The sequence below is a fragment of the Paraburkholderia sp. HD33-4 genome, assembly GCF_021390635.1.
In the GTDB taxonomy this organism is placed as follows: Bacteria; Pseudomonadota; Gammaproteobacteria; order Burkholderiales; family Burkholderiaceae; genus Paraburkholderia.
Map to the genome: position 1 here is coordinate 1295748 of NZ_JAJEJS010000001.1, position 23634 is coordinate 1319381.

Genomic DNA, 23634 nt, shown 5'->3' on the forward strand with positions numbered 1-23634 from the left:
CCGCGTCGTCTGTTCAAAGTGCGTTCCCCATACCCAGGAGACGAGCATGTCCGCTGTACCCGACGAAGTCATGAAATATGTCGCCGCCGATAAAGACGACGATCCCCAGGAAACCGGCGAATGGCTGGAAGCGCTGGATGGCGTGATTTCTGCTGTAGGCCCTGACCGTGCCCACTACCTGATCGAGAAGCAGATCGAGTTCGCACGCGTGCATGGCGAACATCTGCCGTTCTCCGCCAATACGCCTTACATCAACACGATTCCGGTCGCGCGCCAGGCCAAAAACCCCGGCGACCAGGACGTCGAACACCGCATCCGCTCGTACACCCGCTGGAACGCGATGGCGATGGTGCTGCGCGCCGGCAAGGAAACCAACGTCGGCGGCCACATCGCGTCGTTCGCGTCGGCCGCCACGCTGTACGACGTCGGCTACAACCACTTCTGGCACGCACCGTCGGCCGAGCACGGCGGTGACCTCGTGTTCGTGCAGGGCCACTCGTCGCCGGGCGTCTACTCGCGCGCGTTCCTGCTCGGCCGCCTGACAGACAAGCAGCTCGACAACTTCCGCCAGGAAGTCGGCGGCGAGGGCATCTCGTCGTACCCGCACCCGTGGCTGATGCCGGACTTCTGGCAGTTCCCGACCGTGTCGATGGGCCTCGGCCCGATCATGGCGATCTACCAGGCGCGCTTCATGAAGTACCTGCAGGCGCGTGGCATCGCGAAGACCGACGGCCGCAAGGTCTGGGCCTTCCTCGGCGACGGCGAAACGGACGAGCCGGAATCGCTCGGCGCGATCGGCATGGCCGGCCGCGAGCGTCTGGACAACCTCGTGTTCGTGATCAACTGCAACCTGCAGCGCCTCGACGGTCCGGTGCGCGGCAACGGCAAGATCATCCAGGAACTCGAAAGCGAATTCCGCGGCGCCGGCTGGAACGTGATCAAGGTCATCTGGGGCAGCCGCTGGGATGCCCTCTTCGCGCGCGACAAGTCGGGCGCGCTGATGCGCCGCATGATGGAAGTGGTCGACGGCGAGTACCAGACGTACAAGTCGGAGTCGGGCGCGTTCGTGCGCGAGCACTTCTTCAACACGCCGGAACTGAAGGCGCTGGTCGCCGACTGGTCCGACGACGACATCTGGAATCTGAACCGCGGCGGCCATGATCCGCACAAGATCTACGCGGCGTTCACGGAAGCGACCAATTCGAAGGGCCAGCCGACCGTCATCCTCGCGAAGACGATCAAGGGCTACGGCATGGGCGAAGCCGGCCAGGCGATGAACATCACCCACCAGCAGAAGAAGATGCAGGTGGAGCAGCTGAAGAAATTCCGCGACCAGTTCCGCCTGCCGATCACCGACGAGCAGATCGTCGACGTGCCGTACCTGACGTTCGAGGAAGGCTCGAAGGAACTCGAATACATGCGCCAGAAGCGCATGGACCTCGGCGGCTATCTGCCGGCGCGTCGTCAGAAGGCCCAGTCGCTGCCGGTGCCGGAACTGTCGGCATTCGATCCGCTGCTGAAGGGCACGGGCGAAGGCCGCGAGATCTCCACGACGATGGCGTTCGTGCGGATCCTGAACATCCTGCTGAAGGACAAGGCGCTCGGCAAGCGCGTCGTGCCGATCGTGCCGGACGAGTCGCGTACCTTCGGTATGGAAGGCCTGTTCCGCCAGATCGGCATCTGGAATCAGGACGGCCAGAAGTACGTGCCGGAAGATTCCGACCAGCTGATGTTCTACCGTGAGTCGGAAACCGGTCAGATCCTGCAGGAAGGCATCAACGAAGCCGGCGGCATGGCCGACTGGATCGCAGCCGCGACGTCGTACTCGACGCACGGCGAGATCACGATCCCGTTCTACATCTTCTACTCGATGTTCGGCTTCCAGCGCATCGGCGACCTCGCATGGGCCGCTGGCGACATGCGCTCGCGCGGCTTCCTGCTGGGCGGCACGGCGGGCCGCACGACGCTGAACGGCGAAGGTCTGCAACACGAAGACGGCCACTCGCTGCTGTGGGCCGCTTCGGTGCCGAACTGCATCAGCTACGACCCGACGTTCGGCTACGAACTCGCGGTCATCGTGCAGGACGGTCTGCGCCGCATGGTCGCCGACCAGGAAGATGTGTATTACTACATCACGGTGATGAACGAGAACTACGAGCACCCGGCGATCCCGCAGGGCGAGACCGTGGCTGAGGACATCATCAAGGGCATGTACTCGTTCAGCAAGACCGCTGCTGATAAGAAGGCGCCGCACGTGCAGCTGATGGGCGCGGGCACGATCTTCAACGAAGTGATCGCCGCGGCCGACCTGCTGAAGAGCGACTGGGGCGTCAACGCCGACCTGTGGAGCGTGCCGAGCTTCACCGAGCTCGCGCGCGAAGGTCACGAAGTGCAGCGCTGGAACCTGCTGCACCCGAGCGAAGAGAAGAAGTTGTCGCACGTCGAGAAGCTGCTGAAGGATGCACCGGGTCCGGTCATCGCATCGACCGACTACGTGCGTGCGCTGACCGAGCAGATCCGCGCGTTCGTGCCGCAGAAGTTCGTCGTGCTGGGCACCGACGGCTATGGCCGCTCGGACACGCGCGAGAAGCTGCGTCACTTCTTCGAAGTCGATCGCTACTGGGTCACGGTCGCCGCGCTCAACGCGCTGGCGGACGAAGGCACGATCGAACGCAAGGTGGTCGCCGAGGCGCTCAAGAAGTACAACCTTGATCCCGCCAAACCCAACCCGATGACCGTCTAAGGCATCACCCGTGTGCCACGATGCACGTGCCTGCTCCTCATCGCGAGGGGCAGGCGGCGTGCGCGGCCCAGGAGACACTAACAATGAGTCAAGCGATCGAAGTCAAGGTGCCGGACATCGGCGATTACAAGGACGTCCCTGTGATCGAGGTGCTGGTGAAGGCGGGTGACACCGTCGAAAAAGAGCAATCGCTCGTTACGCTGGAGTCCGACAAGGCGACGATGGACGTGCCGAGCTCGGCTGACGGCGTCGTCAAGGAAGTGAAGGTCAAGGTGGGCGATGCGGTGTCCGAAGGCACGCTGATCATCGTGCTCGAAGGCGCCAACGCTGCCGCTGCGGCGCCGGCTGCTGCTGCACCGGCCGCCGCACCTGCACCGACGGCGGCTCCCGCCCCGGCGCCCGCGCCCGCACCCGCTGCGGCAGGCGGCGGTGTGCAGGAAATCAAGGTGCCGGATATCGGCGACTACAAAGACGTTCCCGTGATCGAGATCGCGGTGAAGGTCGGCGATCGCGTCGAGAAGGAGCAGTCGCTCGTCACGCTCGAATCCGACAAGGCGACGATGGACGTGCCGAGCTCGGCCGCCGGTGTCGTCAAGGAAGTGAAGGTCAAGGTCGGCGATGCCGTGTCGGAAGGCTCGGTGATCGTCGTGATCGAAGCGGAAGGCGGCGCTGCCGCGGCACCCGCGCCGGCACCGGCCGCGAAGGCGCCGGTCGAAAAGCCGTCCGACGCGCCGGCCACGCCGAGCCCCGCACCGGCCGCGCCGTCCGCGCTCGCGCAGGCGCCGCTGATCCCGGCTGGCGAAGGCGGTTCGCGTCATCCGAGCCATGCGTCGCCGTCGGTGCGCAAGTTCGCGCGCGAACTCGGCGTCGACGTCGGCCAGGTGAAGGGCACGGGTCCGAAGGGCCGCATTACGCAGGCCGACGTGACCGCGTTCGTGAAGGGCGTGATGACCGGCCAGCGCGCGGCGCCGGCTGGTGCAGCCGCGCCGGCTGGCGGCGGTGGCGAGCTGAATCTGCTGCCGTGGCCGAAGGTCGACTTCACGAAGTTCGGCCCGATCGAATCGAAGCCGCTGTCGCGCATCAAGAAGATCTCGGGCGCGAACCTGCATCGCAACTGGGTCATGATTCCGCACGTCACGAACAACGACGAAGCGGACATCACCGAGCTCGAAGCGCTGCGCGTGGCGCTGAACAAGGAACACGAAAAAGCGGGCGTCAAGTTCACGATGCTCGCGTTCGTGATCAAGGCCTGCGTGGCGGCGCTGCAGAAGTTCCCGACCTTCAACGCGAGCCTCGACGGCGACAACCTGGTGTTCAAGCAGTACTACCACATCGGTTTTGCCGCGGACACGCCGAACGGCCTCGTCGTTCCGGTGATTCGCGACGCGGACAAGAAGGGCCTCGTCGAGATCGCGAAGGAAATGGCGGATCTGTCGAAGGCCGCGCGCGACGGCAAGCTGAAGCCGGACCAGATGCAGGGCGGTTGCTTCTCGATCTCGTCGCTGGGCGGTATCGGCGGCACGCATTTCACGCCGATCATCAATGCGCCTGAAGTCGCGATTCTCGGCCTGTCGCGCAGCGCGATGAAGCCGGTGTGGGACGGCAAGCAGTTCGTGCCGCGCCTGACCATGCCGCTGTCGCTGTCGTACGACCATCGCGTGATCGATGGAGCGGCAGCCGCGCGCTTCAACGCGTACCTCGGTTCGATTCTTGCCGATTTCCGGCGTGTGATTCTTTGACCGGCTGTTGAGGTCCGCCGGCGCGGGCGCGGATAGTTTCGACTGATCCGCGTCGCGCCGTCCGCGCGTTCGCGTGCCGTGCGCGTCGAGCGCGCCGCTCATCACCGATCAATAAGAGAAGGGGACACCATGAGTCTCGTCGAAGTAAAAGTGCCGGACATCGGTGACTTCAAGGACGTCGACGTCATCGAAGTCAACATCAAGCCGGGTGACGTCATCGAGCAGGAGCAGTCGCTGCTGACGCTCGAGTCCGACAAGGCGTCGATGGAGGTGCCGAGCGATACCGCCGGTACCGTCAAGGAAGTACGCATCAAGCCGGGCGACAAGGTTTCGCAGGGCACGGTCATCGCGCTCGTCGAGGCAGCGGTGAACGGCGCGGCCGCAGCCGCACCGGCGGCCAAGGAACCGGAAAAGGCCGCTCCCGCGCCGGCGCCTGCCGCTGCGGCATCGAAGGCCGCCGCGCCGGCTCCGCAAGCCGGCAGCTATTCGGGCAGCGCGGACATCGAGTGCGACATGCTGGTGCTCGGTTCGGGCCCCGGCGGCTACTCGGCCGCGTTCCGCTCCGCCGACCTCGGCATGAAGACCGTGCTGGTCGAGCGGTATCCGACGCTCGGCGGTGTGTGTCTGAACGTCGGCTGTATCCCGTCGAAGGCGCTGCTGCACACCGCGCTCGTCATCGACGAGGCGGCTGACCTCGCGTCGCACGGCATCACGTTCGGCAAGCCGCAGATCGATCTCGACAAGTTGCGCGATTTCAAGTCGGGCGTGGTCAAGAAGTTGACCGGCGGTCTCGCCGGCATGGCGAAAGCGCGCAAGGTCGAAGTGGTGGTCGGTACCGGCGCGTTCGTCGATCCGAACCACATGGAAGTGCAGACCGAGGGCGGCAAGAAGGTCGTCAGGTTCAAGCAGGCGATCATCGCCGCGGGCTCGGAAGCGGTGAAGCTGCCGTTCATTCCGGAGGATCCGCGGGTCGTCGATTCGACCGGCGCGCTCGAACTGCGACAGATTCCGCAGCGCATGCTCGTGATCGGCGGCGGCATCATCGGCCTCGAAATGGCGACCGTGTACTCGACGCTCGGCGCGCAGATCGACGTCGTCGAAATGCTCGAAGGCCTGATGACGGGCGCGGACCGCGATCTGGTCAAGGTCTGGGAGAAGTACAACAGCAAGCGTTTCGCGAACGTGATGCTGAAGACCAAGACCACCGCGGCCGAAGCGAAGGACGACGGTATCTACGTGTCGTTCGAGGGCGAGAAGGCGCCGGCCGAGCCGCAACGCTATGACCTCGTGCTGGTGGCCGTGGGCCGCTCGCCGAACGGCAAGCGGATCGGCGCGGAGAAGGCAGGGGTCGCGGTGACGGATCGCGGCTTCATCGACGTCGATAACCAGCAGCGCACCAACGTGCCGCACATCTTCGCGATCGGCGATATCGTCGGTCAGCCGATGCTCGCGCACAAGGCCGTGCACGAAGGCCACGTGGCGGCGGAAGCCGCGCATGGCGAGAAGGCGTACTTCGACGCGATGCAGATTCCGTCGGTGGCTTACACCGATCCGGAAGTGGCATGGGCCGGCAAGACGGAAGAGCAGTTGAAGGCCGAAGGCGTCAAGTTCGGCAAGGCGGTGTTCCCGTGGGCCGCGTCGGGCCGCGCAATCGCCAACGGCCGCGACGAAGGCTTCACGAAGCTGCTGTTCGATGAGGAAACGCATCGCGTGATCGGCGGCGGTATCGTCGGTCTGAATGCGGGCGACCTGATCAGCGAAGTCTGTCTCGCGATCGAAATGGGCGCGGACGCGACGGATATCGGCAAGACGATCCATCCGCATCCGACGCTCGGCGAATCGGTCGGTATGGCCGCTGAGTTGTATGAAGGCGTCTGTACGGATCTGCCGCCGGTCAAGAAGAAATAAGGCGATACGCCGTGCCTGCATGGTGACATGCGGGCGCGGCGAAGCGGGTCAAGCCGCGCGGCAAAAGAAAAACGGCGCGCTCCATGTCGGAGCGCGCCGTTTCTGTTTTGGCGACGGCCGCTATGCGGGCAAAAAAATCCCGGCTTGGCGGCCGGGCAAACGATACGCCATTGCAACGTATCGGAGCGTCCGGCCAATCAAACCGTATGAGCGGCAACGGCGCGACGCTGTTGCTAACGATAACGCCGGCGCAGCGCGTAGGCTGGGCCGGCGTGAAAGTCGACGCCAGGCGTGAAGCCTGGCGTGTTCAAGCGTGAAGCTTAGACTGCCTTCTTGGCAGCAGCGCGCGATGCTTGCGCAGCGGCTTGCGAAGCTGCCTTCGAAGCGGCCGTTGCAGCTGCATTGAAGTTGCTTTCGGCGATTTCGACAGCCTGGCGGGTTGCCTTGTGGACCGTTTCGTACGTGGTGTTGGCGGCGGTGATAGCCGACTTCATCACGGCGACAGCGGTTTCCGAACCAGCCGGCGCGTTCTTGGCGACGTTTTCGACGAGCGCCTGAACCTTGCGGTTTTGCTCTTCGAATTGCGCTTCCGCGACGCGGGTGAATTCACCCTGCGTTGCCGAAACGATTTCGTACACGTGGCGGCCATACGACAGCGCCTTTTCAGCCACCGGCTGCGCGAGGCTTGCTTGCAGTGCCAGCAGTTCCTGCGCGTCCTTCACGGACAGCGCGCGTTGGGCATTTTCCTGGCTTTCGGCGAGCGTCGACTTCACAACTTGCAGGTTCAGCTCAACCAGCTTTTCGACGCCTTCAAATGCTTTGGTCGTCAGGCCGAACAGGGTTTCGAAGTTGGCTTTCTGGGCTGCGGCGAATTGCTCAGGGGTCAGCAGAGTCATGGTTTACGCTCCTGGATCGCGGCCGGTCTGTGCGGACCGCATTGGGTGGGTGGCAAGACGCAAGTTGATCGTCTGCCCGGACCGCGATGTATTGTGCATCGCAGCAATGGTTCCCATTTTAGGATGGCTGCAAAGAATGTCAAGCGTTTTTTGTGCGTCGCACAATGTTAAGAAAATGCCGATAAAACAGTAGCTTATGCAGTAGGCATGACATTAAGATGACGCGGAACGATCGAGTGGATGCACCTTGCTGGTGCGAGATAAAGCACCCTTCGGCAACGCGGTCGGGAAATGATTTTTCCCCCTCAAAGCCTGTATACGGGCCGCAGCGGGGCTGCTCGACGGCGATCCCTGCCGTCAAAAACCGATCATCACGATTTCGATGTAAACCACAAGGTGACAAGGAACGTTAAAGAGCGATGGCAGTCGAACGCGCGTTGGCGACTTTCGTCAGGCACTTAATAGTCTGTCGCACGCTCGCAACGCCTTCATGGCGCGGCGCAGTAGTTTCGCCGCTGCTCTGACAGTATTTCCCCGAATCAAGGTTGTCTCAAAATTGCCGTTATCCTGGAAGGATCTGCTCGATTGAGCTGGGCGGCGGCAATGGCGAGGCTTACTGGCGACGATCGTTTTTTTCGATCGAGGCGCGGCACTTATTTGCGTTTTTGCGATCGGAGCTGACAAGCCGGTTTAAGGAGCGCGTATAAGTGCTTCAAATTGCTAATTTTTCGTTGCTTTACTACACTTGCGGAAACCTCTCGCCGCTCCCTATCGAACACACATGAAAACCGACATGTTTTCGTCGCTAAAAGTGCTCCACGGCGCGGCGCGCAGCACCGCTCTGTCGGTGGCCGTCTCGCTGGCCGTCGCGGCGGCGTTCGCTACGCCTGTCAGCACTTTTGCAGCCACGTCTGCTGCAACCGCAAAAACTTCCAAACACGCCAAAGCGGCCAAAAAGCCGGCGCAGCCGGCCGCCACCGAAAAGGTCTCGAGCCGTGCGGCGAAAGCCGGCAAGGGCGAGACCGTGAAAGCCGTCGCTGCTGACGAAGATGCGCCGCACGCCGGCGTCAAACGCAAGCGCGTGACGTTCACGGCGAACGGCCGGCACCATTCGGCGATGCGACGCGTGGCGTACGAGCCGCGCCAGCCGAGCGTCGGCCAGGCCTTTGGTCTGCACGAGACCCCGGACGCGCTGATGCTGCGCTCGAGCGTCGCGTACGTGATCGACCAGAACAGCGGCGAGTCGCTGTTCGACAAGAACTCGCGTGCCGTGGTACCGATCGCGTCGATCAGCAAGCTGATGACCGCGATGGTGGTGCTCGATTCGAAAGAGCCGATGACCGACCAGATCGAAGTCACCGACGAAGACCGCGACTACGAGAAGAACACGGGTTCGCGTCTGTCGGTGGGCTCGGTGCTGTCGCGCGAGGACATGCTGCACATCGCGCTGATGGCGTCGGAAAACCGCGCGGCGGCGGCGTTGTCGCGTTACTACCCGGGCGGCCGTCCGGCCTTCCTCGCGGCGATGAACGCGAAGGCGAAGCAGCTCGGCATGAACGACACGCACTTCGAGAACCCGACCGGTCTGACGAGCATGAACGTGTCGAGCGCGCGCGATCTCGTGAAGATGGTCAACGCGGCGTATCAGTACCCGCTGATCCGCAAGTTCTCGACCGATCACAGCTACGAGGTGTACACCGGCAAGCGCACGCTCGCGTACAACAGCACGAACGCGCTGGTGCGCAACCCGACGTGGGACATCGGTCTGCAGAAGACCGGCTTCATCAACGAAGCAGGCGAGTGTCTCGTGATGCAGGCGACCATCCACGGCCGGCCGATGATTCTGGTGCTGCTCGACTCGTCGGGCAAGTACTCGCGTTTCGCGGACGCGACGCGTCTGCGCACGTGGCTCGACAACGGCGGCGACCAGCCGCGCATCACGAGCGCCGATGCCGGCGGTCCGGGTACCTGAAGGCGGAACGATTCCGCAGCCGATCGTATTCAGGCCGGCTGCAGCCATCGGGCAATAAAAAAGCCTCGCGGATGCGAGGCTTTTTTTATTGGTGCCGGCGCGGGCACGGCGGCGAAGGATGCAACGGCGACCAGACGGCCGCTGCCTCACCTACGAATGCTGGCCGTGGGAACTGTGAGAGCCGTGAGAGCCGTGCGAATGGTCCTGCTGCGGTTGCGGCCGGTAGCCAAGCGACTCCGAAATCATCAACGCGGTCTGGCTCAATTGTCCGAGCCACGAATCCTGCAAACGATCGGCGGGCGCCGACAGCGACAGGCCCGCGACCAGTTTGCCCGTATCGTCGTAGATGCCGGCGGCGATGCAGCGCACGCCCAACTCCAGTTCCTCGTTGTCGCGCGCGCAGGCCTGCTGGCGCACGTGCGACAGCTCGCGCTCGAGTTTCGCCAGATCGGTGATGCTGTTCTGCGTGTGACCCGACAGACCGGTGCGTGTGGCGTAGGCGCGCACGCGGGTGGCTTCGTCGGCGGCGAGAAACAGCTTGCCGACCGAGGTCAGATGAAGCGGCGCGCGCCCGCCGATCGCCCGGACCACCTGCATGCCCGAGCGCTCCGAATACGCGCGTTCGATATAGACGATTTCGTCGCCCTGACGTACCGACAGATTCACGGTTTGGCCGGTCTGGCGGTGCAGTTCGCGCATCGGCGTGAGCGCCGCGTCGCGCACCGACAGGCGCGCCTTGACGAGATTGCCGAGTTCGAGCAGGCGCATGCCGAGGCGGTAGGTGCCTGGGTCCGAACGGTCGACCAGCCGGCACATCACCATATCGTTCAGGATGCGGTGCGCGGTGGACGGGTGCAGCTCCGTGCGCAGGGCCAGTTCTTTCAGGCTGACCGGGTCGGTATGCGACGCCAGTGCGTCGAGCAGGCGCATCATGCGTTCGATCACCTGGATCGAAGTTTTGGGGTCCGGATTGGTATCGCTCATATGAGAATCGGTGGATGCGTCAAACAGCGAAAACTGATTGTATCCCGTATGGTGAAAAAAGCGAACGCGCTTCGAAGCGCGCTTCCAATCCGGCGCGGCGTGCTTCCTATGCCTTCCGGTCGTTGGTATTGCACCGCCAAACAGCGGATAATCAGGGACGTTTCCCCGAAAGGAGGGCTCATGCGAGTCGGATTGTTCGTCACGTGCCTGATCGACCTGATGCGTCCCGAAATCGGTTTTTCGGCCATCAAGCTGATCGAGGGCGCCGGTTTCGAGGTCGTGGTGCCGCCCGCGCAAACCTGTTGCGGGCAACCCGCGTATAACTCCGGAGACCGCCGGCTCGCGCGTGAACTCGCCGAGAAAACGCTGCGCGAATTTGAACAGTTCGACTACGTGGTGGTGCCGTCGGGCTCGTGCGGCGGCATGATCCGCGCGCACTACGGTGACCTGTTCCGCGACGATCCCGAATTGATGAACCGTTTCGGTCGCCTGCGCGGCAAGGTGTTCGAGCTGACGGATTTTCTCGTCAACGTCGCGAGAGTGCAGTTGGAACCGGGTGAATTCACCGGACAGGTGACTTATCACGACTCGTGTTCGGGCTTGCGCGAACTGGGCGTCAAGGCACAGCCGCGCGAACTGCTCGCGCAGGTCGGCGTCGCGGTCACCGAGATGAAAGGCTGCGAGCATTGCTGCGGCTTCGGCGGCACCTTCGCGGTCAAGTACGGCGATATCTCGACCGCGATCGTCGACGAAAAGTGCGCCAACATCGCGGCGAGCGGCGCGGGTACGGTGGTGCTCGGCGACCTCGGCTGCATGTTGAATATCGAGGGGCGGCTGCGCCGCAACGGCGACTCGACGACGCGCGTGCTGCATATCGCGCAGGTGCTGGCCGGCGACGTGTAGTCCCGCGCGGGGAACTCGGGCCATCGTTCGCGTCGCGTTCCTTTTTGTCCGTCACGCATTGCGTCGCGCGAGAATGCAGCGCGCGTTTCAATCCGATCTCATCAGGGCCGCCATGCAAGTCCAATCGATGCTGTTCAAGGCTCGCGCCGGTCAGAAACTCGCCGACCAGCGTCTGCAGCAGAACCTGACCAAGCTGTCCACGAAGTTCGTGTCGGCGCGCGCGAGCGCGATGACCGCGATCGACTTCCCCGCCACGCGTGAGGCGCTCAAGGAGCGCCGCAATCGCGCGCTCGAAAATCTCGACGTATGGCTCGAAACCTTCGAGCGCGAGGCGACCCGGCGCGGCGTGACGGTGCTGTTCGCGGAGACCACGCAGGAGGCTGCGCGACTCGTCGGTGACATCGCGCGCAAGCATGACGTGAAGAAGGTGATCAAGACCAAGTCGATGGTCACCGAGGAAATGCGCCTGAACGAGGTGCTCGGGCAGATGGGCGTGCAGTCGATCGAAACCGATCTCGGCGAATACATCCTGCAGATCAACGACAACGAGCCGCCGAGCCACATCATCGCGCCGGTCGTTCACAAGGATAAGGACGAGATCGCCGATCTGTTCGCGAAAACGCACGGCCGGCCGCGGCTCACCGAGATTCCCGACATGACGCGCGAAGCGCGCGAGATGCTGCGGCCGCATTTTCTGAGTGCCGACATGGGCGTGACGGGCGGCAATTTCATCATCGCGGAAACGGGTTCGGTCGCGGTCGTGACCAACGAGGGCAACGAAGGTATGTGCACGGTGATGCCGCGCGTGCATGTCGCCGTCACGGGCATCGAGAAGGTGCTGCCGACGCTCGAGGATCTCGCGACTGCGATGCGCCTGCTGCCGCGTTCGGCAACGGGCCAGGCCACCTCGAACTATTTTTCGATGCTGACCGGGCCGCGTGGCGCGGGCGATCAGGACGGGCCTGAGCATATGTACGTGGTGCTCGTCGACGGTGGGCGCACAGGGCTGCTCGGCGGCGACTTTCAGGAGATGCTGCGCTGCATCCGCTGCGGCGCGTGCATGAACCATTGCCCGGTGTATCAGAAGGTCGGCGGCCACGCGTATGGCTGGGTCTATCCGGGACCGATGGGGTCGGTGCTGACGCCGAGCTATGTCGGCATCGACAAGGCGCTCGATCTGCCGCAAGCGGCGACGTTGTGCGGCGAGTGCAATAGTGTGTGCCCAGTCGGTATCCCGCTGTCCGATCTGCTTCGTAAGCTGCGCGAAAAGCAGACGGAGCGACACCTGCGGCCTTGGAAGGAGCGCGCCGGGTTGGCGCTGTGGGGCTGGCTCGCGCTGCATCCCGATGCCTATGCGCTCTTTACCAAACTCGCCGTGCGCGTGCTGGAGCGCATGGGTGGCCGCGACCGGTCGATCGCCAAACTGCCGCTCGGCGGCGCGGGTTGGACCGCTACGCGCGACATGCCGGCGCCGGTGGGCCGTACGTTCCGGGAGTTGTATGCCGCGCAGCGCAGCCATCTTGGCTGAGCGGGCGGCATTGGAAAGGATTTGAAGGCTGCGCGCCGCTCGCGCAGCCTTCGGGGTGCGTGAAGAAGCAGGCGGGATAGTTCGGCGCCGCTCCGACCTCAATGTTCAGTCATCTGGCCAGGCTGACGCGCGGATGGATTTCTCGCCCCGTCGTTGCCACGCCAGCCGCCGTTGCCGGCTTGCGGCTGCGCCGGCGGCGGGCCGCCTGCGCCGGGGTGCGGGCCGCCACTGTCGCCGCCAGGGCCGCGCGGACCGCCCGCGGCGCCCTGCGGCGGCGGGCCGCCGTGCGGTTGTCCAGGGCCGCCTGCGTTGTTGCCATGGCCGTTGCCGTGGTCGCCGTTGTCGCCGTGGTGCCAGTCGTTGTCGTTTGGATGGCCGCGATCCGGATAGCCGCGATAGCCGGGGCCCGGCGCGGGGCCGTAGTAGCGGCCCGGACCGTAATCGCTGTAGCCGAGGTAAACATTGGTTTGCGGCACGACCGCGGCGCCCGGCGCGTACGCGGAACCGTCATAACCGTCGTAGCCGCTATAGGCGCCGTAGCCGTTGCCGTACATCGGCGTGCCGTCCGGATAGACCGCGCAGCCGCCGAGCAGAGCGGCGGCCACGAGGCCAGCGAGAGATGTAATGCGTTTCATCTTTTGGGGCCGTTTGCAAGTGCAAAGAAATATAGGTGTAAGAATAAGACCATCATTATCGCCGTCCGTCGCGGCGGCTTTGTATGTGTTTGTAAGCTTTTCTTTTTCGTGCCAGCGATTCTGCTATCGCTCCCGAAGGCGCAGTCAATTCACTGTTCCATTTCGAGCAACGAACTATCTCGCTCGGGCGGGTTTTTCCTGATTGTGAATTCCTATAGCATTTCGGCTGGGCATAGTGCGCCGCGAGCTCATGCGCCCCTAATTGGAAAACACATCATGAAAAAGACAATATCGGTGTACTGGCCTCTGGCCATCGTTGTACCGCTCGCGGTGCTCGCCTATCTGCACGTCAACGGCCAAACCGCGTCGCGCGCTTCGCAGATGCCGCTCGACGCCAATCATCTGACCGCCGAACTCGCACGCGCGGTGTCGTACGGCATGATCGACAGCGCGTCGGCGTTGCCGGCCAAGCCGATGCGCGCCGCCACCGCGGCGCCGGTTACCGAGGCGTCGTAAGCAGGCGCGACGGGCGGCGTCGGTGCGAGCCCCGGTGCGCTCGCGCGGCTGTGGCACGGCCGGCGCGAATCCGTCGAGCTTTGTATAATCGCGGCGCAGTCCGCTGACTGTCTGCCGACCCCACGCGCGGCGCCTCATGCGTCGAAGAATTCCTGATGAAAACTGTTTCCGTCTGTTTCGTTTGCCTCGGCAATATCTGCCGTTCACCGACGGCGGAAGGCGTGATGCGTCATCTGGTCGACGAGGCGCGGCTCGCGGACCGCATTCTGATCGATTCGGCCGGTACCGGCGATTGGCATATCGGCGCGGCGCCCGACGAACGTGCGCAACTCGCGGCACGTCAGCGCGGCTATGCGCTCGATGCGCTGCGCGGCCGCCAGGTCACGGTCGCAGACTTTGAGCGCTTCGATCTACTGATCGCAATGGACGACCGCAACGTCGCCGCGTTGCGCCAACTGTGCCCGCCCGCGCAGCGTGACAAGATCCGTCTGCTCATGGAGTTCGTGCCGGAGTCGGATGGCCGCTGGAGCGGCGCGCGTGAGGTCGTCGATCCGTATTTCGGCGGCGCAGAAGGCTTCGAGTTGGTGCTCGATCAGTGCGAAGCCGCCTGCCGTGGGCTGATTGCCGCGCTGCGTCCGCAGTTGCTCGTGTAGAGATCGGGCGACGAAGGCAGGCGAGCTGCGTGGGCGACGTACCCTGGGCGGAACGAGGCCCATCCCGTAGGCGCCACGACGCAGGCGGGGCGCCGCAGTATGCCGATCAATTAAGCGAATGACACAAAATTTACCGCCCATACTTGACTAAATCGCTCATGTATTTATACTTGACAAAACTTGTCGAGAATTGCGGTTCCCACATCATATGAGACTCACCACGAAAGGCCGTTTCGCCGTCACGGCGATGATCGACCTGGCGCTGCGCCAGGAGCAGGGCCCGGTGACGCTTGCGGGTATCAGCCAGCGCCAACACATCTCCCTGTCGTATCTCGAGCAGCTGTTTGGCAAGCTGCGTCGTCATGAAATCGTCGAGTCCGTGCGCGGACCGGGCGGTGGCTACAATCTCGCGCGCCGTGCCGAAGAGGTGACGGTGGCCGACATCATCATCGCGGTCGACGAACCGCTCGACGCAACCCAGTGCGGCGGCAAGGGCACGTGCGAAGGTACCAAGCAGCACGACGGCCACTGCATGACCCATGAGCTGTGGTCGACGCTGAACCAGAAAATGGTCGAATACCTCGATTCGGTTTCGCTCAAGGATCTGGTCGATCAGCAGCGCTCGCGCGAAGGCGCGCCGGCGGTGCTGCGCGACAGGCGCAACGACGCGCCGGCGGTCGAACCCGTCCGCGTGGCGCCGAAAGGCCCCAATTCCGTATTCAACATGGCCGGTTCGTGAAGCGCGGCACGCAATAGAAACCCTTCGCCGAAGCCCCAGATCGAACCCAGAAGCCAGAGCACATGACGTCCCCGGAGCAATTGATGAACAACGACTCTCTCCATCTGCCCATCTACATGGACTACAGCGCCACGACGCCGATCGATCCGCGTGTGGTGGACAAGATGATTCCGTATCTGCGCGAGCAGTTCGGCAACCCTGCGTCGCGTAGCCACGCCTATGGCTGGACCGCCGAGCGCGCGGTCGAGGAAGCGCGCGAGCAGGTCGCCGCGCTCGTGAACGCCGATCCGCGCGAAATCATCTGGACCTCGGGTGCAACGGAGTCGGACAACCTCGCTCTGAAAGGTGCCGCGCATTTCTACAAGAGCAAGGGCAAGCACATCATCACCGTGAAGACCGAGCACAAGGCGGTGCTGGACACCTGCCGCGAGCTCGAGCGCGAAGGCTTCGAAGTCACTTATCTGGACGTCAGGGACGATGGTCTGATCGACCTCGACGCGTTCAAGGCGGCACTGCGTCCGGACACGATTCTGGTGTCGGTGATGTCGGTCAACAACGAGATCGGCGTCATTCAGGATGTCGAGGCGATCGGCGAGATCACGCGTGAAAAGGGCATCATTTTCCACGTCGACGCGGCGCAGGCCACCGGCAAGATCCAGATCGATCTGCAGAAGCTGAAGGTCGACCTGATGTCGTTCTCGGCGCACAAGACCTATGGCCCGAAGGGCATCGGCGCGCTGTACGTGCGCCGCAAGCCGCGTATCCGTATCGAGGCGCAGATGCACGGCGGCGGTCACGAGCGCGGCATGCGTTCGGGCACGCTGGCCACGCACCAGATCGTCGGCATGGGCGAAGCGTTCCGTATCGCGCGCGAGGAGATGGCGACCGAAAACGAGCGCATCCGCATGCTGCGTGACCGGCTGCTGAAAGGCCTGTCGGAAATCGAGGAAGTGTATGTGAACGGCGACATGGAAAAGCGTGTGCCGCACAACCTGAACATCAGCTTCAATTTCGTGGAAGGCGAATCGCTGATCATGGCGGTGAAGGACGTCGCGGTGTCGTCGGGCTCCGCGTGCACGTCGGCATCGCTGGAGCCGTCATACGTGCTGCGCGCGCTTGGCCGCAACGACGAACTGGCGCACAGCTCGATCCGCTTCACGGTGGGACGCTTCACGACCGAGCAGGAAGTCGATTACGTGATCAACCTGCTGAAGACGAAGATTTCCAAGCTGCGCGATCTGTCGCCGCTGTGGGAAATGCACAAGGACGGGATCGATCTGTCGACCATCCAGTGGGCCGCGCACTGACGCGCCGGCTGGACCAAGCGGACATCGAACGTTCATCGGATTGCAGGTTGAAACGAATCAAGGAGTGTAATCATGGCTTATAGCGACAAGGTCCTCGACCACTACGAAAACCCGCGCAACGTCGGTTCCTTCTCGAAGGACGACGACGCGGTCGGTACCGGCATGGTCGGCGCGCCGGCCTGCGGCGACGTGATGAAGCTGCAGATCCGCGTTGGCGCGGACGGCATCATCGAAGACGCGAAGTTCAAGACGTACGGCTGCGGCTCGGCCATCGCATCGAGCTCGCTCGTCACCGAATGGGTGAAGGGCAAGACGCTCGACCAGGCGATGTCGATCAAGAACACCCAGATCGCCGAAGAACTGGCATTGCCGCCGGTGAAGATCCACTGCTCGATTCTGGCGGAAGACGCGATCAAGGCAGCGGTCGCCGACTACAAGCAGCGCCACGGCGAAGCAGCGGTTGCCGAAGACGGCAACGCCGCCTGAGCAACAGGGTAAGAAGCAAGCAACCGGTGAGCGCGGCGCGAACACGCGCGCCGCGCACGCTGGCAACTGAGAAACGTTATGGCAATTACGTTGACCGAAAAGGCAGCACAGCACGTCCAGAAGTATCTGACCCGCCGCGGTAAAGGCATCGGGTTGCGCGTCGGCGTGCGCACCACTGGTTGCTCGGGCCTCGCCTACAAGCTCGAGTACGTGGACGAAGTCGCACCGGAAGATCAGGTGTTCGAGACGAGCGGCGTGAAGGTCGTCGTCGACCCGAAGAGTCTCGCGTATATCGACGGCACGGAGCTCGACTTCGCGCGCGAAGGGTTGAACGAAGGGTTCAAGTTCAACAACCCGAACGTGAAAGACGAATGCGGTTGCGGCGAGTCGTTCCGCGTCTAGGTTCGATACTTTCCGCGTGCGGCGGATCAAAGGCGGCGCGGGCCGCCTTTTTAGTTTGATCCGCGCTCGACTGAAGCGCTCACTCCTGACACGGCCCAACGTTCCCACACCACGTTTTCATCAACGGACTTTAATTCGATGGCCTCGCTGAACGATAGCCACTTCGATCTGTTTGGTCTGCCGGCGCAATTCGCGCTCGACGCGGGCACGCTCGATCACGCGTACCGCACCGTGCAGGCGCAGGTGCACCCGGATCGCTTCGCGGCGGCCGGCGACGCGCAAAAGCGTATCGCGATGCAATGGGCGACGCGCGCGAACGAGGCGTATCAGACGCTGCGCGATCCGCTCAAGCGCGCAACCTATCTGCTGTCGTTGCGCGGGATCAACGTCGGCGTGGAGAACAACACGGCGATGGAGCCCGCGTTCCTGATGCAGCAGATGGAGTGGCGCGAGAACATCGAGGACGCGGCGGCGGCGAAGAACGTCGACGCGCTCGACGCGTTGCTCGTCGAGTTGCGCGACGAAGAACGTCAGCGCTTCGACAAGCTCGGCGCATCGCTCGATAGCGGCGCGAATCAGGCGGCGGGCGATGCGGTGCGGCAGCTGATGTTCATCGAGCGCGTCGCGTCGGAAATCGACGCGCAGATCGAGCGGCTCGAAGGCTAGCGCAGTCTTGGGCGACCCGCGCAACAAGCGCGGGGCCGGCAAGTACCAACGCGCCGAAGCAGCAACGGTAGGCAGCAACGTAGCAAGCGACGAACAAAAACCAGAGCGGCCGCGCGCCGCGGCATCACCCCCAGCAACGCGAATATTCAGGACGGGGCACAACGTCCCCGAGAAGATCCAGATGGCCTTACTGCAAATCTCCGAACCCGGCATGGCGCCGGCGCCTCACCAGCGGCGTCTGGCGGTCGGTATCGATCTCGGCACCACCAACTCCCTCGTCGCCGCCGTGCGCAGCGGCCTGCCCGACGTGCTGCCCGACGAAGACGGGCACGTGCTGTTGCCGTCGGTGGTGCGTTACCTGGAGCAGGGCGGCCGTCGCATCGGCCGCCGGGCGAAGGCCGAGGCCGCGAGCGACCCGCGCAACACGATCGTGTCGGTCAAGCGCTTCATGGGCCGCGGCAAGGCCGAGGTGGAGGGCGCCGAAAACGCGCCGTACGATTTCGTCGACGCGCCCGGCATGGTGCAGATTCGCACCGTCGACGGCGTGAAAAGCCCGGTCGAGGTATCGGCTGAAATTCTCGCAACGCTGCGCCAGCGCGCCGAAGACACGCTCGGCGACGAGCTGGTCGGCGCGGTGATCACGGTGCCCGCTTACTTCGACGAAGCGCAGCGCCAGGCGACCAAGGACGCCGCGCGCCTCGCGGGCCTGAACGTGCTGCGTCTGCTCAACGAGCCGACCGCGGCCGCGATCGCCTACGGTCTCGACAACGGCGCCGAAGGTCTGTACGCGGTCTACGACCTCGGCGGCGGCACCTTCGACCTGTCGATCCTGAAGCTCACCAAGGGCGTATTCGAGGTACTCGCGGCCGGCGGCGATTCCGCGCTAGGTGGTGACGACTTCGACCATGCGCTGTACCGCCACGTGCTCGAACAGGCCGGCATCGCGCCGCGGACGCTCGCGCCGCACGATGTGCGTCTGCTGCTCGATGGCGTGCGCGAGGCCAAGGAGGCATTGTCGAGCGCGCCGCAGGCTACCCTCAAGCTCACGCTTGCCAACGGCACCGCGCTCGATCTGACGATCGACGAAGCCATGTTCGAGACCATCACGGCCGCGCTGGTGCAGCGCACGCTGGGCCCGACGAAAAAGGCGCTGCGAGACGCGAAGGTCACCACGAAGGAGATCAAGGGCGTCGTGCTGGTCGGCGGCGCAACGCGCATGCCGGTGATCCGCCGCGCGGTCGAGGCGTTCTTCGGCCAGCCGCCGCTCGTCAATCTCGATCCGGACCAGGTCGTCGCGCTCGGCGCTGCGATTCAGGCCGATCTGCTGGCCGGCAACCGCGGCGCGGAAGGCGACGAGTGGCTGCTGCTCGACGTGATTCCGTTGTCGCTCGGCGTCGAGACGATGGGTGGTCTCACCGAGAAGATCATTCCGCGTAACTCGACCATTCCGGTCGCGCGCGCGCAGGATTTCACGACCTTCAAGGACGGCCAGACCGCGATGGCGATTCACGTCGTGCAAGGCGAGCGCGAGCTCGTCAGCGATTGCCGTTCGCTCGCGCGCTTCGAGCTGCGCGGCATCCCGCCGATGGCCGCCGGCGCCGCACGCATTCGCGTGACCTATCAGGTCGACGCTGACGGCCTGCTGTCCGTATTCGCACGCGAGCTCGCGTCGGGCGTGGAGGCATCGGTCGTCGTGAAGCCTTCGTATGGCCTCGCCGACGACGACATCGCGCGCATGCTCGAAGACAGTTTTTCGACCGCTGAAATCGACATGCGGGCGCGCGCCCTGCGCGAGGCGCAGGTCGAAGCGCAGCGTCTGGCCGAAGCGACCGACGCGGCGCTTGCCGCCGACGCCGAGTTGCTCGGCGACAGCGAACGCGCCGAACTCGACGCGCTGCTCGCGGCATTGCGCAACGTCGCGCCGGGCGAGGACGTCGGCGCGATCGAAGCTGCGACGAAGGCGCTCGCCGAAGGCACCGACGAATTCGCCGCGCGCCGCATGAACAAGGGAATTCGCCGCGCGCTGTCGGGCCGCAAGCTCGACGAGATCTGAACGGGCGAACATCGCGAAGGCCGCGCGCACGCGGCACGCGCGTCGCGTGAGCGAACGGTCTACGCGCCCGCCTGGTCAACGGACGAACGGCGAACATCCCTCGAACCACCGGAGCGCGCCGCGTAGACTTAAAAAGTCCGCGCGGCGCCAGTAAAATGGTACGGAGCCTGCACGCGGCATTGCTGGCAGCCGCCGTGCCTCAGACCCAAACGGAAACTGTATGCCTCAAATCGTTGTGCTGCCTCACGTCGAACTGTGCCCGGAAGGCGCGGTGATCGACGCCGTTCCCGGCAAGAGCATCTGCGACAACCTGCTCGAACACGGTATCGAAATCGAGCATGCGTGCGAGAAGTCGTGCGCGTGCACGACCTGTCACGTGATCGTGCGTGAGGGTTTCGCCGCCTTGACGCCGTCCGAGGAAGACGAGGACGATCTGCTGGACAAGGCGTGGGGGCTCGAACCGGCGTCGCGCCTGTCGTGTCAGGCGATCATGCCGGACGAGCAGGATCTGGTAGTAGAAATTCCGCGTTACTCGATCAATCACGCGAAGGAAAACCACTAACAGGAGGGCGCCGCCATGAAGTGGACCGATACGCAGGACATCGCGATGGCTCTGACGGACAAGCATCAGGACGTCGATCCGCAGCAGGTGCGTTTCACCGACCTGCATCGCTGGGTGACCGAGCTCGAAGGCTTCGACGACGATCCGAACCGTTCGAACGAAAAGATTCTCGAAGCGATTCAGGCGGCGTGGATCGAAGACGCGGATTATTGAGTGTCTGTTGGCGCTTGCGCGCCGAACTCCAAAGAAAAGGAAAGGCGATTCCATCGGAATCGCCTTTTTTCATTGCCGCGGCGGAAAACGCAGAGCGTCGAGCCTAGTCGGCGACGAGGGTGCCGTTCTGGACGCGGACGCGCTCGCCATCGTGGAACGGTGGCGCCGCTTGATAGGTGAAGTAGCGTGTCTTGCCGTCTTCCATGTGCACGCGCACCGAATACGACGTCGTGCTGCGTAGATGTTTTTCGACCGAGTTGCCGGCGAGCCCGCCGCCGAGCGCGCCGAGCAGCGTCATCGCGGTACGGCCGCCGCCGGCCCCGAACTGGTTACCGACCACGCCACCGGCCACCGCGCCGCCGACCGCGCCAATGCCCGTGCCGTGTCCTTCATGCCGAACCGCCGAGATCGCCGCGACGGTGCCGCAAGTCGAGCAGTAAGCGCCTTGCGGCGCGGGCTGCTGCGCATACTGCGGCGCCGCTTGCGGCTCGGGTGGTTGCGCGTACTGCGACTGCGGCGCGGCCTGCGCCTGCTGTTGCTGCGCGTATTGCTGTTGCTGCACCGGAGCGGGAACCGCGGCTGGAGCGGCCGGCGCGGTTTGCTGAACCTGAACCTGCTGCTGTTGCGCCGCCGGATTGACCGGCGCGGCCGAATCGACGACGCCCGGCGGTTGCGTGCCGACTTGCGCGGCTTGCGTCTGATCGTTCTGTGCGCCGTTGCCCGACGCCTTCGGGAACACGCCGGTGATCGCCGCGGTGGCGACGAGACTCGCGACGAGCACGGCGCCGGCGGCGACCGCGATCAACGGATGAAGACGACGTTGCTGGGCGGGTTGATGAGTAGGGGTGTCCATGTGTGGCCTCCGTTTCTGACAGAGCCGACTTCTCGTGAGACTGAGTGTCGGGCAAATCGATCCGGGCAGCGTTTCTATTTGTAACCGGCGCGGTGACGTTCTGCAGTGTTGGTCGGCGGCCTTTACGTGGCGCGCCGTAGTATCGGCAAGCTTTCAAGACGATCGCGACCACGGAGACTTGCGCGCAATCGTGCAGCTTTTACCGCTGGTTACAAACGATCAGAAGCAGAAAACGGTCCCGCAGGGCGAGAACGAGCACATAAGAAAACGCCCGGCGTCAACCGGGCGTTCTTCACGACTTTTTCATTGCGCGTTCAGCGCCGCTCAATCCTCGCGACGCAGATGCGGGAACAGAATAACGTCGCGAATGCTCGGGCTATCGGTCAGCATCATCACCAGACGGTCGATGCCGATACCGCAGCCGCCCGCCGGCGGCATGCCGTATTCGAGCGCACGGATGTAGTCCGCGTCGTAGAACATCGCTTCCTCGTCACCGGCGTCTTTCTGGTCGACCTGCTTTTTGAAGCGGGCGGCCTGATCTTCCGGATCGTTCAGCTCCGAGAAACCGTTGGCGATTTCGCGGCCCGTGATGAACAGCTCGAAACGCTCGGTGATGCCCGCCACCTGGTCCGACGCACGCGCGAGCGGCGACACCTCGATCGGGTAGTCGATGATGTAGGTCGGCTCCCACAGTTGCGACTCGGCGGTCTCTTCGAACAGCGCCAGTTGCAGCGAGCCGACGCCCGCGTTCAGGAACTGCGGCTGCGACGCATCGACGCCGAACTTCTTCAGCTCGGCGCGCAGGAACGTGCCGTCGGCGAGCTGCTCGTTCGTGTATTGCGGCGCGTACTTCTGGATCGCCTGCGTGATCGTGAGCCGATGGAACGGCTTCGACAGATCGAGCTCGCGACCCTGATAACTGATGGTGGCCGTGCCGAGCGCATCGATCGCAGCCTGGCGAATCAGTTGCTCGGTGAAGTCCATCAGCCACTTGTAGTCGGTGTAGGCGGCGTAGAACTCGATCATCGTGAATTCCGGGTTGTGGCGCACGGACACGCCCTCGTTGCGGAAGTTACGATTGATCTCGAACACGCGTTCGAAGCCGCCCACCACCAGACGCTTCAGATACAGCTCCGGCGCGATGCGCAGGAACATCTGCATGTCGAGCGCGTTGTGGTGCGTCGAGAACGGCTTGGCCGCCGCGCCGCCCGGAATCGGGTGCAGCATCGGCGTTTCGACTTCCATGAAGTCGGCCTTGGCCATGAAATTGCGAACCGACGCAATCGCCTTCGTACGCGCGACGAACGTGCGGCGCGTCTCCGGCGTGACGATCAGATCGACGTAGCGCTGGCGGTACTTCATTTCCTGGTCGGCGAGACCATGGAACTTGTCGGGCAGCGGACGCAGCGACTTCGACAGCAGGCGCAGCTCCGTGCAGCGCACCGACAGCTCGCCCTTGTTGGTGCGGAACAGCACGCCGCGCGCGGCGACGATGTCGCCCATGTCCCACTTCTTGAACGCGTCGTAGGTTTCCTGACCGACGTCGGCCGGCGTGATGAAGAACTGGATCTGACCCGAGCCGTCGCGCACGGTCGCGAAGCTCGCCTTGCCCATCACGCGTTTCAGCATCATGCGGCCGGCGATCGCGACTTCGAGCGGATTCGCTTCGAGCGCTTCCTTGTCGGTGTGCTCGTATTGCGCCTGCAGATCTTCGGCGTGATGCGTGGGACGGAAATCGTTCGGATAGGCGACGCCTTGCTCACGCAACTCGCGCAGCTTTTCGCGGCGCTCGGCGATGATCTTGTTGTCGTCCACTTCGGGCACGACAGTCGGCTGGGCCGCATTCGGCTGGGTCGGTTCGGTCATGATGATTTGG

22 protein-coding genes are annotated in these 23634 nt (G+C 63.9%); 17 read left to right on the forward strand and 5 right to left on the reverse strand.

Going from position 1 to position 23634, the window contains the following annotated elements:
* Positions 1 to 46: 46 nt before the first annotated feature.
* The 4 genes from aceE to L0U84_RS05745 all read left to right on the forward strand — a co-directional run bounded on the left by aceE (position 47) and on the right by L0U84_RS05745 (position 6707).
* On the forward strand, positions 47 to 2743 hold the full coding sequence (gene aceE / locus L0U84_RS05730; RefSeq protein WP_233848411.1) for a pyruvate dehydrogenase (acetyl-transferring), homodimeric type: 2697 nt from the start codon (positions 47 to 49) through the stop codon (positions 2741 to 2743).
* An 83-nt stretch (positions 2744 to 2826) separates the two neighbouring features.
* Positions 2827 to 4482, forward strand: coding sequence for a dihydrolipoyllysine-residue acetyltransferase (aceF, locus tag L0U84_RS05735; protein WP_233848412.1), 1656 nt, complete (start codon positions 2827 to 2829; stop codon positions 4480 to 4482).
* Positions 4483 to 4611: 129 nt separating this feature from the next.
* Positions 4612 to 6390: a dihydrolipoyl dehydrogenase gene (lpdA, locus tag L0U84_RS05740; RefSeq protein WP_233848413.1), complete on the forward strand. Its 1779-nt coding sequence runs from the start codon at positions 4612 to 4614 to the stop codon at positions 6388 to 6390.
* An 83-nt stretch (positions 6391 to 6473) separates the two neighbouring features.
* On the forward strand, positions 6474 to 6707 hold the full coding sequence (locus L0U84_RS05745) for a hypothetical protein (RefSeq protein ID WP_233848414.1): 234 nt from the start codon (positions 6474 to 6476) through the stop codon (positions 6705 to 6707).
* 3 nt (positions 6708 to 6710) lie between these two features.
* Here L0U84_RS05745 and L0U84_RS05750 read toward each other — a convergent pair whose 3' ends face one another.
* Complete coding sequence (locus tag L0U84_RS05750) at positions 6711 to 7286, reverse strand: phasin family protein (protein WP_013089827.1); 576 nt, start codon at positions 7284 to 7286, stop codon at positions 6711 to 6713.
* 781 nt (positions 7287 to 8067) lie between these two features.
* Between L0U84_RS05750 and pbpG the strand changes: the two genes are divergently transcribed.
* The gene (gene pbpG, locus L0U84_RS05755; protein WP_233848415.1) at positions 8068 to 9258 is read left to right on the forward strand and encodes a D-alanyl-D-alanine endopeptidase; all 1191 of its coding nucleotides are present in this window, start codon (positions 8068 to 8070) and stop codon (positions 9256 to 9258) included.
* Between the two features lie 150 nt (positions 9259 to 9408).
* On the opposite strand, the gene L0U84_RS05760 is transcribed toward pbpG, so the two are convergent.
* Entirely contained in the window at positions 9409 to 10242 is an 834-nt protein-coding gene (locus L0U84_RS05760) for an IclR family transcriptional regulator (protein ID WP_233848416.1), read from the reverse strand.
* A gap of 180 nt (positions 10243 to 10422) precedes the next feature.
* Here L0U84_RS05760 and L0U84_RS05765 point away from each other — a divergent pair, with 180 nt between their 5' ends.
* Together L0U84_RS05765 and L0U84_RS05770 are read left to right on the forward strand one after the other, a co-directional pair.
* Positions 10423 to 11145, forward strand: a complete 723-nt coding sequence (locus tag L0U84_RS05765; RefSeq protein ID WP_233848417.1) for a (Fe-S)-binding protein — start codon at positions 10423 to 10425, stop codon at positions 11143 to 11145.
* A gap of 112 nt (positions 11146 to 11257) precedes the next feature.
* Positions 11258 to 12673, forward strand: a complete 1416-nt coding sequence (locus L0U84_RS05770; protein WP_233848418.1) for a lactate utilization protein B — start codon at positions 11258 to 11260, stop codon at positions 12671 to 12673.
* 98 nt (positions 12674 to 12771) lie between these two features.
* Here L0U84_RS05770 and L0U84_RS05775 read toward each other — a convergent pair whose 3' ends face one another.
* The gene (locus tag L0U84_RS05775) at positions 12772 to 13308 is read right to left on the reverse strand and encodes a hypothetical protein (RefSeq protein ID WP_233848420.1); all 537 of its coding nucleotides are present in this window, start codon (positions 13306 to 13308) and stop codon (positions 12772 to 12774) included.
* Positions 13309 to 13584: 276 nt separating this feature from the next.
* Here L0U84_RS05775 and L0U84_RS05780 point away from each other — a divergent pair, with 276 nt between their 5' ends.
* The 10 genes from L0U84_RS05780 to iscX all read left to right on the forward strand — a co-directional run bounded on the left by L0U84_RS05780 (position 13585) and on the right by iscX (position 20905).
* Positions 13585 to 13824, forward strand: a complete 240-nt coding sequence (locus tag L0U84_RS05780) for a hypothetical protein (protein ID WP_233848421.1) — start codon at positions 13585 to 13587, stop codon at positions 13822 to 13824.
* A gap of 155 nt (positions 13825 to 13979) precedes the next feature.
* Positions 13980 to 14477 (forward strand): low molecular weight protein-tyrosine-phosphatase, encoded by a 498-nt coding sequence (locus L0U84_RS05785; protein ID WP_233848422.1) that lies wholly within the window; start codon positions 13980 to 13982, stop codon positions 14475 to 14477.
* A gap of 208 nt (positions 14478 to 14685) precedes the next feature.
* Complete coding sequence (iscR, locus tag L0U84_RS05790; protein WP_233848425.1) at positions 14686 to 15216, forward strand: Fe-S cluster assembly transcriptional regulator IscR; 531 nt, start codon at positions 14686 to 14688, stop codon at positions 15214 to 15216.
* Between the two features lie 83 nt (positions 15217 to 15299).
* Positions 15300 to 16523: an IscS subfamily cysteine desulfurase gene (locus tag L0U84_RS05795; protein ID WP_233848426.1), complete on the forward strand. Its 1224-nt coding sequence runs from the start codon at positions 15300 to 15302 to the stop codon at positions 16521 to 16523.
* 72 nt (positions 16524 to 16595) lie between these two features.
* Positions 16596 to 17009 carry a Fe-S cluster assembly scaffold IscU gene (iscU, locus tag L0U84_RS05800; protein WP_233848428.1) on the forward strand — a complete coding sequence of 138 codons (414 nt, stop codon included), beginning with the start codon at positions 16596 to 16598 and terminating at the stop codon, positions 17007 to 17009.
* A 78-nt stretch (positions 17010 to 17087) separates the two neighbouring features.
* A complete protein-coding gene (gene iscA / locus L0U84_RS05805) occupies positions 17088 to 17411 on the forward strand; it encodes an iron-sulfur cluster assembly protein IscA (protein ID WP_085480611.1) in 324 nt (107 codons plus the stop codon).
* A gap of 138 nt (positions 17412 to 17549) precedes the next feature.
* On the forward strand, positions 17550 to 18077 hold the full coding sequence (gene hscB / locus L0U84_RS05810) for a Fe-S protein assembly co-chaperone HscB (RefSeq protein WP_233848429.1): 528 nt from the start codon (positions 17550 to 17552) through the stop codon (positions 18075 to 18077).
* A gap of 181 nt (positions 18078 to 18258) precedes the next feature.
* Entirely contained in the window at positions 18259 to 20130 is a 1872-nt protein-coding gene (gene hscA, locus L0U84_RS05815; RefSeq protein WP_233848430.1) for a Fe-S protein assembly chaperone HscA, read from the forward strand.
* A 220-nt stretch (positions 20131 to 20350) separates the two neighbouring features.
* Entirely contained in the window at positions 20351 to 20692 is a 342-nt protein-coding gene (fdx, locus tag L0U84_RS05820; protein WP_129959364.1) for an ISC system 2Fe-2S type ferredoxin, read from the forward strand.
* A gap of 15 nt (positions 20693 to 20707) precedes the next feature.
* Positions 20708 to 20905, forward strand: coding sequence for a Fe-S cluster assembly protein IscX (iscX, locus tag L0U84_RS05825; protein ID WP_013588918.1), 198 nt, complete (start codon positions 20708 to 20710; stop codon positions 20903 to 20905).
* Positions 20906 to 21008: 103 nt separating this feature from the next.
* Here iscX and L0U84_RS05830 read toward each other — a convergent pair whose 3' ends face one another.
* Both L0U84_RS05830 and lysS read right to left on the reverse strand, forming a co-directional pair.
* Positions 21009 to 21758: a glycine zipper 2TM domain-containing protein gene (locus L0U84_RS05830; protein WP_233848431.1), complete on the reverse strand. Its 750-nt coding sequence runs from the start codon at positions 21756 to 21758 to the stop codon at positions 21009 to 21011.
* Between the two features lie 324 nt (positions 21759 to 22082).
* Positions 22083 to 23624 carry a lysine--tRNA ligase gene (lysS, locus tag L0U84_RS05835; protein WP_233848434.1) on the reverse strand — a complete coding sequence of 514 codons (1542 nt, stop codon included), beginning with the start codon at positions 23622 to 23624 and terminating at the stop codon, positions 22083 to 22085.
* Positions 23625 to 23634 lie beyond the last annotated feature (10 nt).

What these genes read in the sequence shown, in the direction of transcription:
- L0U84_RS05770 (WP_233848418.1), top strand. Translation starts at nt 11,258, where the DNA reads ATGCAAGTCCAATCGATGCTGTTCAAGGCTCGCGCCGGTCAGAAACTC.
- iscR (WP_233848425.1), top strand. Translation starts at nt 14,686, where the DNA reads ATGAGACTCACCACGAAAGGCCGTTTCGCCGTCACGGCGATGATCGAC.
- iscX (WP_013588918.1), top strand. Translation starts at nt 20,708, where the DNA reads ATGAAGTGGACCGATACGCAGGACATCGCGATGGCTCTGACGGACAAG.
- lpdA (WP_233848413.1), top strand. Translation starts at nt 4,612, where the DNA reads ATGAGTCTCGTCGAAGTAAAAGTGCCGGACATCGGTGACTTCAAGGAC.
- pbpG (WP_233848415.1), top strand. Translation starts at nt 8,068, where the DNA reads ATGAAAACCGACATGTTTTCGTCGCTAAAAGTGCTCCACGGCGCGGCG.
- L0U84_RS05750 (WP_013089827.1), bottom strand. Translation starts at nt 7,286, where the DNA reads ATGACTCTGCTGACCCCTGAGCAATTCGCCGCAGCCCAGAAAGCCAAC.
- iscA (WP_085480611.1), top strand. Translation starts at nt 17,088, where the DNA reads ATGGCAATTACGTTGACCGAAAAGGCAGCACAGCACGTCCAGAAGTAT.
- L0U84_RS05785 (WP_233848422.1), top strand. Translation starts at nt 13,980, where the DNA reads ATGAAAACTGTTTCCGTCTGTTTCGTTTGCCTCGGCAATATCTGCCGT.
- L0U84_RS05745 (WP_233848414.1), top strand. Translation starts at nt 6,474, where the DNA reads ATGTCGGAGCGCGCCGTTTCTGTTTTGGCGACGGCCGCTATGCGGGCA.
- L0U84_RS05780 (WP_233848421.1), top strand. Translation starts at nt 13,585, where the DNA reads ATGAAAAAGACAATATCGGTGTACTGGCCTCTGGCCATCGTTGTACCG.
- L0U84_RS05760 (WP_233848416.1), bottom strand. Translation starts at nt 10,242, where the DNA reads ATGAGCGATACCAATCCGGACCCCAAAACTTCGATCCAGGTGATCGAA.
- L0U84_RS05765 (WP_233848417.1), top strand. Translation starts at nt 10,423, where the DNA reads ATGCGAGTCGGATTGTTCGTCACGTGCCTGATCGACCTGATGCGTCCC.
- aceF (WP_233848412.1), top strand. Translation starts at nt 2,827, where the DNA reads ATGAGTCAAGCGATCGAAGTCAAGGTGCCGGACATCGGCGATTACAAG.
- fdx (WP_129959364.1), top strand. Translation starts at nt 20,351, where the DNA reads ATGCCTCAAATCGTTGTGCTGCCTCACGTCGAACTGTGCCCGGAAGGC.
- hscA (WP_233848430.1), top strand. Translation starts at nt 18,259, where the DNA reads ATGGCCTTACTGCAAATCTCCGAACCCGGCATGGCGCCGGCGCCTCAC.
- L0U84_RS05795 (WP_233848426.1), top strand. Translation starts at nt 15,300, where the DNA reads ATGAACAACGACTCTCTCCATCTGCCCATCTACATGGACTACAGCGCC.
- iscU (WP_233848428.1), top strand. Translation starts at nt 16,596, where the DNA reads ATGGCTTATAGCGACAAGGTCCTCGACCACTACGAAAACCCGCGCAAC.
- L0U84_RS05830 (WP_233848431.1), bottom strand. Translation starts at nt 21,758, where the DNA reads ATGGACACCCCTACTCATCAACCCGCCCAGCAACGTCGTCTTCATCCG.
- lysS (WP_233848434.1), bottom strand. Translation starts at nt 23,624, where the DNA reads ATGACCGAACCGACCCAGCCGAATGCGGCCCAGCCGACTGTCGTGCCC.
- hscB (WP_233848429.1), top strand. Translation starts at nt 17,550, where the DNA reads ATGGCCTCGCTGAACGATAGCCACTTCGATCTGTTTGGTCTGCCGGCG.
- aceE (WP_233848411.1), top strand. Translation starts at nt 47, where the DNA reads ATGTCCGCTGTACCCGACGAAGTCATGAAATATGTCGCCGCCGATAAA.
- L0U84_RS05775 (WP_233848420.1), bottom strand. Translation starts at nt 13,308, where the DNA reads ATGAAACGCATTACATCTCTCGCTGGCCTCGTGGCCGCCGCTCTGCTC.